We start from the raw sequence: 14,758 nt of genomic DNA, 5'->3' as shown, positions 1-14,758 counted from the left end.
ACCGAGACCGGGCATACAACGACATAGCCTCAGGCCGCCTCCGCCATCACACCTTGCGTGCTCGCGATCCAGCCGCCGCCCAGCACGCGGTCGCCCGCATAGAGCACCGCCGCCTGCCCCGGCGCGACGCCATATTCGGGCGCGTCGAAGATCAGGCGCTCGCCGTCCAGCCGCGCCGGCACGGGTTTGGCCATCGATCGCACCTTGGCCGTCAAAGGCCCGCTGAAATCGCCGCCCAGCCAGTTGATGTCGGAGAGGACCGCTCCCGACACGGCGAGCGCCGCCTTTGGCCCCACGATCACGCGGCGCGCTTCCGCGTCCAGCCGCACGACATAGAGCGGGTCGGGCTGGCCGCCGATTTCCAGCCCCTTGCGCTGGCCGACGGTGAAATGGATCATCCCCTTGTGCCGGCCGAGCGTGCGGCCGTCGACATGGACGATGTCGCCGCCTTCGTCCGCGTCGGGGCGCAATTTCCGCACGATCTTCGCATAATCGCCGTCCGGCACGAAGCAGATGTCCTGGCTGTCGGGCTTCAATGCCACCGACAGGCCCAGTTCGGCCGCGATCTCGCGTACCTGCGGCTTGGGCAATCCGCCGAGGGGAAAGCGCAGATAGTCGAGCTGCGCCTGAGTCGTGGCGAACAGGAAATAGCTCTGGTCGCGTGCCGGATCGGCGGCACGGTGCAGTTCCGCGCCGTTTGGCCCCTCGACCCGGCGAACATAATGGCCGGTGGCGAGGCAATCGGCGCCCAGATCGCGCGCGATCTGGAACAGGTCCGTAAACTTCACCCCCATGTTGCACTTGACGCAGGGTATGGGGGTGCGCCCGGCCATATATTCATCAGCAAAGTCGGCGATGACCGAATCGCGAAAGCGGCTTTCATAATCGAACACATAATGGGCGATGCCGATGCGGTCCGCCACGGCGCGCGCGTCGCGTATGTCCTGCCCGGCGCAGCAGCTTCCCGTGCGGCCGACCGCCGCGCCATGATCGTAAAGCTGGAGCGTGACGCCGATCACCTCCGCGCCGGTCTTCGCGGCGAGCGCCGCGACGACGCTCGAATCCACGCCGCCCGACATGGCAACGACGATGCGGCGCCCCGAAAGCGGCTCTGGAAGATCGAAAACAGGCTGCATGGGCGCGCATATAGGCAATGCGCGCGCGTCTGGCCAGCGTCGGCAGGGCGCGACGCAAATGCGACGAGTTGGGCGCGGGTTTACCGAGCCTTATCCATTGCGGCCTACAAGCCCTGTTCATGGACCTTAGTTTCTTCCGGAAGGGCGGGCTTGACCCCGCCCACGCCACGCCGATCGGTCGGCCGCGCGTTCCGGTCTGGCCTTATCTGCGCGCGGCCACGGCCGCGGAGCAGGCGGCCAGCCCGACCGCACGGGCGATGGCGGGCATCCTGCGGGGGCAGGATAGCGGGGGTGACTGGATCCAGGAACTGGCGGAAATCTTTGCGCCACGTTCCGGCGGCGTGATCGAGGCCGTAGGACGCACGGGCAGTTTCAACCCGTCCATGGCGTCCCGTTTAGGTGGGGGCAAGGTTGATGAAGGCCGCGTTTACCGTGGCGCTTTAGCCGATGTTCAGGGCTGACGCGCATAACGGGAAGGCGGCCGAATTCGACACTGTGTTCGACAAGGCCAGTGCCGCTTTTTGAGGGTAAGAATGATCGAGAACCAGAAAATCAGGCCCGCCCAGGTCGTCGGGCCGCTCGGGGAGCCTCTGACCCTGGACAGCCTGCCGCCTGCCGACACGACCCGCTGGGTCGTGCGGCGCAAGGCCGAAGTCGTGGCGGCCGTCAATGGTGGACTGCTGACCGTGGATGAAGCCTGTGGCCGGTACAATCTGACGCTCGAGGAATTTGCCGGATGGCAAAGGGCGGTCGATCGTTCCGGCATGCACGGGCTGCGCGTCACGCGTATCCAATATTATAAGTCCCTGTACGAACGACAGCAGAAATACTGACGTCCGGCACGCCGCAGGGACATGCCAGGGGCCGCCACTTAACAGGGCGGCCCTTTTGCATTCCGGGTCCGGCCCGCCGTGCTGCGCGGCGGGATATGCCCTCCGCGCCATGCGCCGCAACGGCGCAGTGCGCCGATAGTTGCATCCGTGGAATCATTTCTCGCCCATGGAACGCCTTGGCACTTCCTCCGTTGAACCATCACCCAATCCGCTGGGGGCGTGGTTCGAGGAGAGTAACATGGGCATTATCTTGTGGCTTATCGTCGGCGGCATCATCGGCTGGCTTGCCAGCATGGTCATGCGCACCGACGCGCAGCAGGGCATCCTGCTTAACATCGTGGTTGGCATCATCGGCGCGTTCGTCGGCGGCCTGATCTTCAGCGGCGGTTCGATCAACGAAGGTCTGACCGTGTACAGCTTCATCGTGTCGCTTGTCGGTGCGATCATCCTTCTGGCGATCGTCAATCTGGTTCGCCGCGGTTCGGTACGCTAAACCAGCCTGACCAACCATCATCAAAAGGCCGCGCCCTGCCGGGCGCGGCCTTTTTCGTGCCTTCCTTCAGCGGCGGCCCGCCAGCGACCGATACGCCATCAGAATGGCGACCGCGCCCAGCGTCGCGGCGATGAAGCCGGCCCGCTCTCCCGGCGCGTAGAAACCGCCCAGACGGCCGAGGAAACCGGCAAGCAAGGCCCCCGCCATGCCCAGCAATATCGTGACCACGCAACCGCCCGGGTCGCGCCCCGGCATGATCAGTTTCGCCAGCGCGCCCGCCAGCAGCCCTATCGCGATCCAGCCCAACAGGTCCATCCCGCCATTCTCCACCGTCTATGTCACGTCAGAGGCATTGCGCCATAACCGTTCCGCCTTGACAATATTCATCGGAACAGCGCGTGCATGTGCCTGTCCCGTTGCGGCGCACATTCGTTTTGCCCTTCGCCCTTCATCCATGATATTGGGACTTGAGAGCGGTGATATATTTATATAACACAGTTGCCAGCAGGGCGGCAACGCCGGAACACAGATGGAATCGGCATGAACTATGAAACCCAGGTCTTGGGCGACCCGGTGATGGTGATCGGCGAAACGGATGCGCGCCGCGGGCGCCGCCGCCTGCTGATCGGCGCGGCCATTGCGATTCTGCTCGTCGCGATCGCGGTGTGGGTGTCGATGCGCGGCGGCGACAAGGCGGCAAGCCAGGGGCCTGCGGTCCAGGTGCCGGTCGTCACCGTCACCGTTCCCGGACAATCGGTCGTCGCCCGCACCGTCAGCGCGACGGGGTCGCTCGCCGCCCGCGTCGACATGCCGGTCGGCGTGGTCGGGGAAGGCGGCATGGTGACGCGCGTGCTGGTGCAACCGGGCGACTGGGTGCGCGCGGGCCAGGTCCTCGCGTCGGTGGAGCGGTCGGTGCAGACCGAACAGGTGCGCTCGCTCGCCGCGCAGGTCGAAGTGGCCCGTGCCGACGCCAAGCTGGCGCAGGCGCAGCTCGACCGTGCGAAGGCGCTGGTCAGCCGTGGCTTCATCAGCGCCGCCGACATCGACCAGCGCACCGCGACCCGCGATCAGGCCGAAGCGCGCGTTCGTGTCGCCCAGGCGCAGCTCGCCGAACAGCGCGCGCGCACGGGACGGCTCGACATACGCGCGCCGGCGGCCGGACTGGTGCTGACCCGCGCGGTGGAGCCGGGCCAGATCGTTCAGGCCGGCGGCAGCGCGCTTTTCCGCATGGCCAAGGGCGGCGAGATGGAAATGCAGGCGCAGGTTGCCGAAAGCGATCTGTCCACCGTGCGTCCGGGCAATGGCGCGATGGTGACGCCGATCGGCAGCAACCAGGCGTTCGCCGGCCGGGTGTGGCAGGTGTCGCCCGTGGTCGATCCGCAATCCCGTCAGGGCATCGCGCGCATTGCCATTCCCTATAACAAGGCGATTCGCCCCGGCGGCTTTGCTTCGGCCACGATCACCAGCGGATCGGGCAACGCGCCGCTGCTCCCCGAATCCGCGATCCAGACCGACGACAAGGGCAGCTACGTCTATATCGTCAATGCCAGCAATCAGGTGGAACGGCGGAACGTGACCGTGGGCCAGGTGTCCGATGCCGGGGTTGCCATGACCGGCGGCGTCACCGGCCAGGAAAAGATCGTGACCTCGGCCGGCGCCTTCCTGACGCCGGGCCAGAAGGTCAAGCCCGAGGCGTTGAAGAAGCAGTGACGCGACGGCGCGCGGACAGGGGCGCCGCGCTGCCGGACGGGCGGGGATGACCCTGCCCTGGACAAGGATGAAAGGGACGCGGACACCCCGCGTCCGGGCAAGGAAGCCGTCATGAATTTCCGGAATATTTCCGCCTGGGCCATTCGCAATCCGGTTACGCCCCTGGTGCTGTTCGCGGCGCTGCTGATGGCGGGCCTGGTCAGTTTCATGCGGATGGACGTGAACAACAATCCGGATATCAGCTTCCCGCTGGTGAACGTGGTCGTGTTGCAGCCGGGCGCCGCGCCCACCGAACTGGAAACGCAGATCACCCAGCGGGTTGAGGCGGCGGTGCGCGGCATCAGCGGCGTGGACGAAATCGTGTCCTTCGCCTCCGAAGGGCGGTCGCTGACCAATGTGCAGTTCCAGATCGGCACGCCGATCGACCGGGCGGTCAACGACGTCAAGAACGCCGTGGACCAGATACGCAGCGACCTGCCCGAGGGCATTCTGGAACCGCAGGTCAGCCGCATCGACATCGACGGCGGACCGATTGCCTATTTCAGCGCCGAAGCCACCGACATGACGCTGGAGGAACTGTCCTGGTATGTCGACAATACGGTCGCAAAGCGGCTCCTGTCGGTCAGCGGCATGGCGGCGGTCAATCGCGGCGGCGGCGTGAGCCGCGAAATTCGCGTCATCCTGGATCCCGCGAAGCTGCAGGCCTATGGCGTGACGGCGGCGCAGGTGAATGCGCAACTTCAGCAGGTGAACCTCAACGCCGCTGGCGGCCGTACCGAAATCGCGGGCGCGGAACAGTCCATCCGCGTGCTCGGCAATGCGCGGAACGCGCTGGACCTGGGTGCGACGCAGATCGCGATTTCCGGCCGGCGCACGGTCAAATTGTCGGACCTCGCCCAGGTGCGCGACATGTACGCCGAACAGCGCAGCCTGGCCCTGATGAACGGGCGGCAGGTGACCAGCTTCAGCCTGGAAAAGGCCAAGGGGTCATCTGACGTCACCGTCTATGACGATGCGATGAAGGTGCTGGAAAAGCTGAAGAAGGAAAATCCCAAGGTCCAGTTCAAGCAGCTCTACACCAGCGTCGACTACACCAAGGAACAATATCATTCCGCCATGGCGGCGATGATCGAGGGGGCGGTGCTGGCCGTCGTCATCGTGTTCCTGTTCCTGCGCGACTGGCGGGCGACGATGATTTCGGCGCTGGCGATCCCGCTGTCCGCCATCCCGTCCTTCTGGTTCATGGAGATGATGGGCTTCACGCTCAACACCATCTCGCTGCTGGCGCTCAGCCTGGTGGCCGGCGTGCTGGTCGACGACGCGATCGTGGAGATCGAGAATATCGTGCGCCACATGCGCATGGGCAAATCGGCCTATCAGGCGTCGATCGACGCGGCCGACGAAATCGGCCTCGCCGTGCTGGCGACCACCATGGCGATTGTCGCGGTCTTCCTGCCGGTCGCGCTGATGCCCGGCATGTCGGGCCAGTTCTTCATCCAGTTCGGGATGACGGTCGTCGTGTCCGTCCTGATGAGCCTCGCGGTCGCCCGCCTGATCACGCCGATGATCGCGGCCTATTTCCTGAAGGCCCATGGTGAGGAAAGCCATGGCGAAGGCTGGCTGATGGATCGCTACATGGGCATATTGCACTGGTCGCTGGACCAGCGCCGCGCGATCGCGCGGCGCGCCCGGGGCGGACTGCGCAACCGCATGGTCGCCTGGTTCCTCGACCATCGCATCTGGACCGCCGGCCTGGGCGTGGTGGCGTTTCTCGCCACCATCGCCGCCTTCGCGACGCTGCCGATGACGTTTCAGCCGTCGATCAATACCGATTTCAGCCAGGTGAAGATCGAGACGGTGCCCGGCAGCACGCTGGAGCAGACGGCGACCGTGACGCGCAAGGTCGCGGCGATGCTGGCGGCCGACACCGACGTGGTGGAGGCCGCGTTCGCCGACGTCGAGCCGACCAGTGCCGACATCTATCTCACGCTGAAAAAGGATCGGCCGCTCAGTTCGGTCGAATGGGAACGCAAGATCGCGCCCAAATTCCAGACGGTGGCCGACGCCCGCGTCAATTTCCAGTCGCAGTCCGGCGGCGGATTCGGCCGCGACATCATCATGATGTTCGGGTCGGACGACCCGGTGAAGCTGGAATCGGTGGCCAATCAGCTCGTGGCCGAAATGGCCCGCATTCCCGAACTGCGCGCGCCGCGCGTGCAGGGCGACATGCAGCGACCTGAAATCATCATAAAACCGCGCCTGGATCTTGCCGCCAGCATGGGTGTGACCACCGCCGCGCTCAGCCAGTCGATCCGCATCGCGACGATCGGCGACATCGATCAGAATGTCGCCAAATTCTCGCTGTCCGATCGCCAGATTCCGATCCGCGTGTCCGTTGCAGAGGACAGCCGCAAGGACATCTCCACCATCGAGAACATGCCCGTGCCCACCGTCTCGGGCGGGTCCGTGCCGCTACGCGTGGTCGCCGACATCAGCTTCGGCGCCGGTCCGACGCAGATCCGTCGCTACAACCAGATTCGCCGCATCGTCGTGGGCGCGGACCTGGCCCCCGGCATCGTCACCAGCGAAGCGATGAAGAAGATCAACGCCCTGCCGCTGATGAAGCAGATCAACGAGGGCCAGCTTCAGGGCATCCAGAAAATCACCGTTGGCGAAAGCAAGCTTCAGGCGGAAATGCTGGTGAATTTCGCCATCGCCGTGGTGTCGGGCATCATGCTCGTGCTGGCGGTGCTGGTCCTGCTCTACAAGCGGGTGATCCCGCCCTTCGTCAATCTGGGATCGCTGCTGCTGGCGCCGCTGGGCGGTGCCGTCGCCCTGCATCTGTCCGGCCAGCCGCTGTCGCTGCCGGTCTTCATCGGCCTGCTGATGCTGCTGGGCATCGTCGCCAAAAATTCCATCCTGGTGATCGACTTCGCGCTCGAGGAGATGGAAAAGGGCGTGCCCAAGCTGGAAGCGATCATCGACGCCGGGCACAAGCGCGCGCAGCCGATCGTCATGACCACGGTGGCGATGGTCGCGGGCATGGTGCCGACCGCGCTGGCGCTGTCGGGCGACGGCGCATGGCGCGCGCCGATGGGCATCACCGTGATCGGCGGCCTTATCCTTTCCACCGCCCTGACGCTTGTGATCGTACCCGCGACCTTCAGCCTGGCGCTGGGTGTAGAGGAATGGATCGGTCCGCGGCTCAGGCGCCTGTTGCTGACGCACAAATCCGGCGACACGGCACCCGATCCGCGCGCGCAGCCGGCCGAATAGGCGCGCATCCGATAACGGCTATGCCTGAACGAAACGGCGGCGTAACCGTTATGCCGTCATGAACAGGCTGCCCGCGCTCCGCCCGATCGGCGACCCCGCCCCGCATCCGGCCCGGCGGATGCGGCTGGTGGCCACCGGCATGTTGCTGGCGATGGCGATGCTGTTCGCCCTGGCGCGGGCCACGCTTCATCTTCATCCCGCCGTCGCTTTCGTTCAGGCCTTCGCCGAAGCGGCGATGGTCGGCGGCCTGGCCGACTGGTTCGCCGTCACGGCGCTGTTCCGCCATCCGCTGGGGCTGCCGATCCCCCATACCGCGATCATTCCCCGCAACAAGGACCGGATCGGGGACACGCTGGCGGTGTTCCTGCGCGATAATTTCCTCACCCCCGCGGTGGTCGCGCGGCGGATGCGTCACATCGACGTCGCGGCCGCGGCGGGGCGCTTCCTCGCCAGCCCGGCCAGCGGCGACGGCCGGCTGCGCGAAGGCGCGTCGCGACTGGCGGCCGACATATTGGAGGCGCTGGACCAGGAACGGCTGGGCGGCATGGTAAAGGGCGCGATCGGCCAGCGCTTGCGGGCCATCAATATCGGTCCGCTGGTCGGGCAGGCGATCGAAGCGGCCATGCGCGACGGCCGCCACAAACCGGTGATGGACGGCATCATCCAATGGGCGGACCGGACGCTGGAAACCAACGAACATCTGATCCGGCAGATGGTGCATGAACGCGCGGGCAAGGTGCTGCGCTGGACCGGGCTGGACGAAAATCTGGCCAACGCCATCCTTAGCGGCCTGCGCAAGATGCTGTCGGAAATGGCGACCGATCCGGACCATCCCATGCGCCTGAAAGCGGAGGAGGGGATGGCGAAGCTGGCGCAGGATCTTCAGTTCGACCTCGACATGCAGGCCCGTGCGGCCCAGATCCGCGACGAGATACTGGACAATCCGGCAATGCAGCGGTGGATCGACGGCCTGTGGGAACAGGCGCGCGCCGGCCTGCTGCGCGCCGCGCGCGATCCGGGCAAGGCCATGGCCGGCAAATTGGGGGAAGCGATCCGCCAGCTGGGCGCGACCCTGCAACAGGAGGCGGGCTTGCGCCACGTCATCAACCGCTTCGTCCGGCGCGCCGCCGTCGGGGCCGCGGCAACCTATGGCGATGCGATCGTGCGACTGGTCAGCGACACGGTGCGCGGCTGGGACGCGGCCATGGTCACGCACAAGCTGGAACATGCGGTCGGCCGCGACCTGCAATATATCCGCATCAACGGAACCCTGGTCGGCGGGCTCGTCGGGCTCGTCATCCACACGCTCGATACGCTGCTCTGACAGGCGGATGACCCGGCAGGACTGCCGCTCCAAAAAACATGTTGCAACATATCATTATATCATGGTGTAACATCACATAGCGCGACGCGAATCGCGCAATAGACCAGGAGTGGAGCCATGTCGTCACATGCGATTGAGAGCAGGGGTGCAGGGGTAGGCTATCGGGGCGGCAGGCGGTCGCCGGTCGGCGTCGGTGCGACGGTCGCCGTCCACGCGCTGGTCATCGGCGCCTGGCTGCTGATCCCCAAGGAGGTGATCGACACGGTCATACCCGATCCGCTCGACACCTATGCCGTGCCCGAACCGCAGGCGCCGCCGCCCGAACCGCAGCCGCCCGAAACGCAGGACACGCCGTCGCAGGCACCGCGCGATTCTGTGCCGGAAAGGCCGACGGCAACCGATCCGATCGTGCCCTCGTTCCCGGGCGACCTCGTCCCGGGGGGGGACATCAAGCCATTCCCGCCCGTTCCGCCGCCCCCGCCGCTGCCCCCCGTGCGCGAACCGGTGCTGACCGAACCGTCGATCGACCCGCGCGCCATGGGCGGCTTCCAGCCCGACTATCCCGGCACCATGATCCGCCAGGGGACGGAAGGCACCGTCACGGTGCGGGTGACGATCAGTCCCGAAGGCCGGGTCACCGACATCGTCAAAATCTCGGCGACGGACGAAAGCTTCTGGCTGGCGACCCAGCGTCATGCGCTGCGCAAATGGCGATTCCGTCCTGCCACCCGCGACGGCGTGCCGGTCGGCTCGACGAAGACGCTGACGGTCCGTTTCACCCTGACGGACCGGTAGAGGCCCGCGCGCGCTCCGCTCCGCGGGGGCGGGGCGCACCCTTTCCCTCTGGCCATCGGAGAGTGGCATGGCGCCTTTTGCATCCGCGCCCGCACTGGATTATAGGGGCGGTATGGCGATCTTTCCCCGTCCCGTTTCTCCCAAAAGCGCGCTTGGCGACTTCTGGAGTTATTTCCGCCAGCAACGCAGCCATAAATGGCCGCTCCTGGGCCTGTCCGTCGCGCTCACCTGGGTGATCGTGTGGACGTTCGTGATCGACGCGAACACCAACACCATGCCCACCCGTAACAAGATCATCTATGTCCAGAGCTGGGACGCCAGCCGTTCGGACGCCGCCATCATCCTCCAGCAGAAGATCGACTTCGCCAAGCGCGAGGCGGCGCTGGAAAAGCAGCAGAAGAAAATGCAGGGCTGGGCGGATGCCTTCGGTATCGAATGGCGCGATGAGGAAGCGCGCAACACCGCGCGGCGCAAGGAAGCGGTCAGGCAGATCGACGCGATGCTGGACGATCGCCTTGCCCGGGCGGAAGCGCAGGAAAAGGGTGCGGACAGGGGAGAGGCAAAGCCCTGAGCCCGGTGCCGTCTCCAGCCGACGACCGGCGGTACATGGCTGCCGCCATCGCCCTGTCCGGGCGGGGACGCGGCCTTTCCACCCCCAATCCCAATGTCGGATGCCTCATCGTCCGGGACGGCCGCGTCGTCGGGCGCGGCTGGACGCAGAAGGGCGGTCGTCCCCATGCGGAGGCGCAGGCGCTCGACCAGGCGATCGACCAGGCCCGGGGCGCCACCGCCTATGTGACGCTGGAACCCTGTTTCCACCTGTCCCCGCGCGGGCCGCGCTGCGCCGACCTGCTGGCGCGCTCGGGCGTGGCGCGCGTCGTGGTCGCGCTGCGCGATCCCGATCCCCGTACCGACGGGCAGGGCGCGGCGTGGCTGCGGGAACGCGGCATCCGGGTCGACATGGGCCTGATGGCCGGTGAGGCGGCGCGCGCCATGGCCGGTTTCGTGCTGCGCCAGACGCTGGGTCGGCCCCATGTCACGCTCAAGCTCGGACTGTCGCTCGACGGGCGCATCGCGCTCGCGGACGGGTCTAGCCGGTGGATCACCGGGCCGGACGCCCGCGCCCATGCGCATGTCGAGCGGGCCCGCCATGACGCTATCCTGGTGGGCGGCGGAACCCTGCGCGCCGACGCTCCCCGGCTCGACGTGCGGCTGCCGGGGCTGGAGGATCGCGCGCCTCGGCGCCTGGTGCTGACGGGCGGGGTCGCGCCGGACGGCTGGGAACGGATCGGCCGGCCCCGGGACATTGCCGCGCTCGACCGGGTCGACCATCTGCTCATAGAAGGCGGGGCGGGTGTCGCCGCTGCGTTCCTGCGCGCGGACCTCGTCGACCGGCTGCTGCTCTATCGCGCACCGATCATCGTGGGTGCGGGGCTGGCGGGGATCGGCGACATCGGGCTCGGCGCGCTGGCGGATGCGCACGGGCGCTGGCGGATGACCGACGCGCGACAACTGGGCATCGACCGGCTGGAGGTTTACGAGCGGGCGCGGAGCGCCTAAGTCCGCTCTCCACTCGGGCTGTTGGCACAGGATCGGATCAGCGCATGTTCACCGGCATCATCACCGACATCGGCACCATCCGGGCGCGCGATCAGCGCGGCGACCTGCGGCTGGTCATCGGTTGCGCCTATGCGATGGACGGCGTGGCGATCGGTGCGTCGATCGCCTGCTCGGGCGTCTGCCTGACCGTGGTGGAAAAGGGTGCGGACTGGTTCGCCGTCGACCTGTCGGCCGAAACGGTCGCGCGCACCGCGCCCGGCCTGTGGAGCGAGGGCAACCGGCTGAACCTGGAACGCGCGCTCAAGGTGGGCGACGAACTGGGCGGGCATATCGTGACCGGCCATGTCGACGGCATCGGCCGGCTGGTGTCGGCGACGCCCGAAGGCGATTCGCTGCGGTTGGTGATCGGGGCGCCGCCCGCGCTGGCCGCCGCGCTGGCCGCGAAGGGCTCGATCACGGTGGACGGCATTTCCCTGACGGTGAACCATGTCGCGGACCAGCCCGACGGCAGCGTGCATTTCGGGCTCAACATCATCCCCCATACCGCCGCCGCGACGACGCTGGACGCGTTGCCGGAAGGCCGGGCCTTCAATCTGGAGATCGACGTGCTGGCCCGTTATCTCGACCGGATGCAGGCTGTTCGCAACCGCACAATGTGATTTCTACTTGAATTAATCACATCACGATGTGATATGCGACATACTATCCGGGTTAGGAGTCGTTCCATGTCGTCCGCGCTACTTGATACCGTCCGCAATCTCGTCACCGAAGGCGGCATGTCCCGATCCGGCCTGGCGCGCGCTGCCGGCCTGCACGCCAATTCGCTGCGCAAGCTGGGCGAGGCCGACTGGAACCCGACCGCCGAAACGCTGGGCAAGCTGGAGGCCTATCTGCTCAAGCGCGAAGGCGGCACCGCGCTCGCCAGCCCGGAAGAGATCATCAACGAGGCCCGCAACGGCCGCATGTTCATACTGGTCGATGACGAGGACCGGGAAAATGAGGGCGACCTGGTCATCCCCGCGCAGATGGCGACGCCGGACGCGGTCAATTTCATGGCGATGCACGGGCGCGGCCTCATCTGCCTTGCGCTGACGAAGGACCGTGTCGACCAGCTCGGTCTCGACCTGATGAGCCGGCACAACGGCACGCGGCACGAAACCGCCTTCACCGTATCGATCGAGGCGCGCGATGGCGTGACCACCGGCATTTCCGCCGCCGACCGGGCGCGCACCATCTCCGTGGCGATCGACGGGTCGAAGGGGAAGGACGACATCGTCACGCCGGGGCATGTGTTCCCGCTGGTGGCGCGCGACGGCGGCGTGCTGGTGCGCACCGGCCATACCGAGGCGGCGGTCGACGTGGCGCGGCTGGCGGGGCTCAATCCCTCGGGCGTGATCTGCGAGATCATGAAGGACGACGGGACGATGGCGCGACTGGACGACCTCATTCCCTTCGCCCAGAAGCACAAGCTGAAGATCGGCACGATCCGTGACCTGATCGCCTATCGCCGCCGGCACGACCATATGGTCGAACGCCGGGCCGAGACCACATTCCACAGCAAATGGGGCGGCGACTGGAAGGCGATCAGCTTCTATAACAAGGCGACCCGCAGCGAACAGATGGTGTTGCAAAAGGGCAAGATCGACGCCGACCAGCCGACCCTGGTGCGGATGCATCAATTGTCGCTGATGGACGATGTCTACGGCAATGACAGCCCGCGCGCGGGGCTGCTGGCCAAGTCCATGGAAATCATCGCGGAAGCGGGCGCTGGCATCATCGTCATCCTGACCACGCCGTCCCAGAATGATTTCCTGACCCGGGTGCTGCGGCATCATGCCGGCGAATCGGGCACGGGCATGGACGAATTGCGGGACTATGGCGTTGGTGCACAGATTCTGGCGGACCTCGCCGTGCATGACATGGTCTTGCTGACCAACAGCCACCACAGCCTGATCGCGCTTGACGGCTACGACCTGGCCGTGGTTGGGCACCGGGCGATCAATTCCTGAAGGAGCGCGAAGCCATGGCCAAATTCCTGATTGTCGAGGCGCGCTTCTATACGCGTCTCAACGACCTGCTGATCGAAGGCGCCAAGGCGGCGCTCGACGACGGCGGCCACAAATATGACGTCGTGACGGTGCCGGGTGCTCTGGAAATCCCCGGTGCGATCGCGCTGGCGGCGGAAAGCGGCCGCTATGACGGTTTCGTCGCGATCGGCGTCGTGATCCGCGGCGAAACCTATCATTTCGAAGTGGTGTCGAACGAAAGCGCGCGCGGCCTGATGGCGCTCAGCATGGACGGCATCGCCATCGGCAACGGCATCCTGACGGTGGAAAATGAGGCGCAGGCACTGACCCGCGCGCGCATGGACGAAAAGGACAAGGGCGGCGAAGCGGCGAAGGCCGCTATCGCCATGCTGGCCCTGCGCGAAAAGTTCGGCGCCTGATCGTCGGGAGGCTCCCCTGCGGGAACCTCCATTCCGTCAAGCGGCCGCCTGAACCGCCGGATAGTCGGTATAGCCTTCGGCGCCCTGCGTGTAGAACAGGTCGGCCCGCGCCGGGTTCAGCGGTGCGCCGGTGCGCAGCCGGTCGACCAGGTCCGGATTGCCGATGAACGGCCGGCCGAAACTGATCCCGTCGGCCAGCCCGCTGGCAAGGTCGGCCTGCGCGCTCTGCGCGTCATAATCGCTGTTCAGCACCAGCTTGCCGCTGAAATGCTGGCGGATCAGCGGAGACTGGCGCGGAACGTCGCTGGCCCCGCGCGTGCCGCCGGGCTTGAGTTCCCGCAACTCCAGGAACGCGATGCCGATCGGCTCCAGTGCCTGCGCCACGGCCAGCGAGAGGCTGGCGGGGTCGCTGTCGTCGGTGCCCTGGGACGCGCCGTTCAGCGACAGGCGCAGCGCAGTGCGCCCGGCGCCGACCGCGCCCGCCACCGCCTGCGTGACCTCCCGCAGCAGGCGGACGCGATTTTCCGGGCTGCCGCCATAGGCATCGGTGCGGTGGTTGGCGCCGTCGCGCAGGAATTCGTCGATCAGATACCCGTTGGCGCCGTGGATCTGCACGCCGTCGAACCCGGCGGCGATGGCGTTGCGGGCGGCCTGCGCGAAGGTCGCGGCGATCCCCGGCAACTCGTCCAGGCCCAGGGCGCGGGGCTGCTCATAGGGCTTGTTGCCGTCATAGCTGTGGGCATGGCCGGGCGCGGTCAGGGCGCTGGGCCCAACGGGCTGCTCGCCGGTCACGCTCGAATGGACCAGCCGGCCCATGTGCCAGAGCTGGGCCAGGATGCGACCGCCGGCCTGATGCACCGCATCGGTCACGCCCCGCCATCCCTCGACCTGCTCCTCGTTCCACAATCCCGCCGCATGGGGCCAGCCCATGCCCTGCTGCGACACGCCGACGCCTTCGCTGATGATCAGGCCCGCGCCCGCGCGCTGGCGATAATAATCGGCCATGATCGGCGTGGGGACATGGGCGCGAGTCGCCCGCGCCCGGGTCAGCGGGGCCATGACCACGCGATTGGGCGCCGACAGGGCGCCGTACTGGATGGGATCGAACAGGGTCGGCACGTCAATTTCCCCTTTCCAACATAGTTGCGATTTGCAACGGGACTTGGTTCGGAAAGCCAGCTAGGG

The 14,758-nt window shown here is 66.6% G+C and carries 15 protein-coding genes; 12 read left to right on the top strand and 3 right to left on the bottom strand.

All coding sequences use genetic code 11. The features are described from left to right. Positions 1–29 precede the first annotated feature (29 nt). Positions 30–1,136 (bottom strand): tRNA 2-thiouridine(34) synthase MnmA, encoded by a 1,107-nt coding sequence (gene mnmA / locus J3E64_RS08290; protein ID WP_253341944.1) that lies wholly within the window; start codon positions 1,134–1,136, stop codon positions 30–32. A gap of 119 nt (positions 1,137–1,255) precedes the next feature. Here mnmA and J3E64_RS08285 point away from each other — a divergent pair, with 119 nt between their 5' ends. From J3E64_RS08285 to J3E64_RS08275, 3 genes are all read left to right on the top strand, one after another. After that, on the top strand, positions 1,256–1,597 hold the full coding sequence (locus J3E64_RS08285; protein WP_253341942.1) for a hypothetical protein: 342 nt from the start codon (positions 1,256–1,258) through the stop codon (positions 1,595–1,597). A 72-nt stretch (positions 1,598–1,669) separates the two neighbouring features. Beyond that, positions 1,670–1,969, top strand: a complete 300-nt coding sequence (locus tag J3E64_RS08280; RefSeq protein ID WP_253341940.1) for a DUF1153 domain-containing protein — start codon at positions 1,670–1,672, stop codon at positions 1,967–1,969. A 238-nt stretch (positions 1,970–2,207) separates the two neighbouring features. Further along, positions 2,208–2,462: a GlsB/YeaQ/YmgE family stress response membrane protein gene (locus tag J3E64_RS08275; RefSeq protein WP_253341938.1), complete on the top strand. Its 255-nt coding sequence runs from the start codon at positions 2,208–2,210 to the stop codon at positions 2,460–2,462. Positions 2,463–2,528: 66 nt separating this feature from the next. Here J3E64_RS08275 and J3E64_RS08270 read toward each other — a convergent pair whose 3' ends face one another. Further along, positions 2,529–2,777 (bottom strand): GlsB/YeaQ/YmgE family stress response membrane protein, encoded by a 249-nt coding sequence (locus J3E64_RS08270; RefSeq protein ID WP_253341936.1) that lies wholly within the window; start codon positions 2,775–2,777, stop codon positions 2,529–2,531. 225 nt (positions 2,778–3,002) lie between these two features. Between J3E64_RS08270 and J3E64_RS08265 the strand changes: the two genes are divergently transcribed. From J3E64_RS08265 to ribH, 9 genes are all read left to right on the top strand, one after another. Continuing rightward, entirely contained in the window at positions 3,003–4,172 is a 1,170-nt protein-coding gene (locus J3E64_RS08265) for an efflux RND transporter periplasmic adaptor subunit (RefSeq protein ID WP_253341934.1), read from the top strand. Positions 4,173–4,283: 111 nt separating this feature from the next. Further along, complete coding sequence (locus J3E64_RS08260) at positions 4,284–7,448, top strand: efflux RND transporter permease subunit (protein WP_253341932.1); 3,165 nt, start codon at positions 4,284–4,286, stop codon at positions 7,446–7,448. A 58-nt stretch (positions 7,449–7,506) separates the two neighbouring features. Next, complete coding sequence (locus J3E64_RS08255) at positions 7,507–8,772, top strand: DUF445 domain-containing protein (protein ID WP_253341930.1); 1,266 nt, start codon at positions 7,507–7,509, stop codon at positions 8,770–8,772. 117 nt (positions 8,773–8,889) lie between these two features. Continuing rightward, positions 8,890–9,567, top strand: coding sequence for an energy transducer TonB (locus J3E64_RS08250; protein ID WP_253341928.1), 678 nt, complete (start codon positions 8,890–8,892; stop codon positions 9,565–9,567). Positions 9,568–9,634: 67 nt separating this feature from the next. Beyond that, complete coding sequence (locus J3E64_RS08245) at positions 9,635–10,138, top strand: hypothetical protein (RefSeq protein WP_253341926.1); 504 nt, start codon at positions 9,635–9,637, stop codon at positions 10,136–10,138. Then, positions 10,135–11,127: a bifunctional diaminohydroxyphosphoribosylaminopyrimidine deaminase/5-amino-6-(5-phosphoribosylamino)uracil reductase RibD gene (ribD, locus tag J3E64_RS08240; protein WP_301287202.1), complete on the top strand. Its 993-nt coding sequence runs from the start codon at positions 10,135–10,137 to the stop codon at positions 11,125–11,127. Before J3E64_RS08245 ends, ribD begins: the two co-directional genes overlap by 4 nt. 44 nt (positions 11,128–11,171) lie before the next feature. Further along, a complete protein-coding gene (locus tag J3E64_RS08235; protein WP_253341922.1) occupies positions 11,172–11,786 on the top strand; it encodes a riboflavin synthase in 615 nt (204 codons plus the stop codon). A gap of 66 nt (positions 11,787–11,852) precedes the next feature. Next, on the top strand, positions 11,853–13,136 hold the full coding sequence (ribB, locus tag J3E64_RS08230; protein ID WP_253341920.1) for a 3,4-dihydroxy-2-butanone-4-phosphate synthase: 1,284 nt from the start codon (positions 11,853–11,855) through the stop codon (positions 13,134–13,136). Positions 13,137–13,150: 14 nt separating this feature from the next. Beyond that, a complete protein-coding gene (gene ribH, locus J3E64_RS08225) occupies positions 13,151–13,573 on the top strand; it encodes a 6,7-dimethyl-8-ribityllumazine synthase (RefSeq protein ID WP_253341918.1) in 423 nt (140 codons plus the stop codon). A 36-nt stretch (positions 13,574–13,609) separates the two neighbouring features. On the opposite strand, the gene J3E64_RS08220 is transcribed toward ribH, so the two are convergent. Continuing rightward, complete coding sequence (locus tag J3E64_RS08220; RefSeq protein ID WP_253341916.1) at positions 13,610–14,692, bottom strand: alkene reductase; 1,083 nt, start codon at positions 14,690–14,692, stop codon at positions 13,610–13,612. Between the last annotated feature and the right edge of the window lie 66 nt (positions 14,693–14,758).

The sequence above is a fragment of the Sphingobium sp. OAS761 genome (genome assembly GCF_024168485.1).
GTDB lineage: Bacteria > Pseudomonadota > Alphaproteobacteria > Sphingomonadales > Sphingomonadaceae > Sphingobium.
This window is presented reverse-complemented; position numbering and strand designations above follow the sequence as displayed.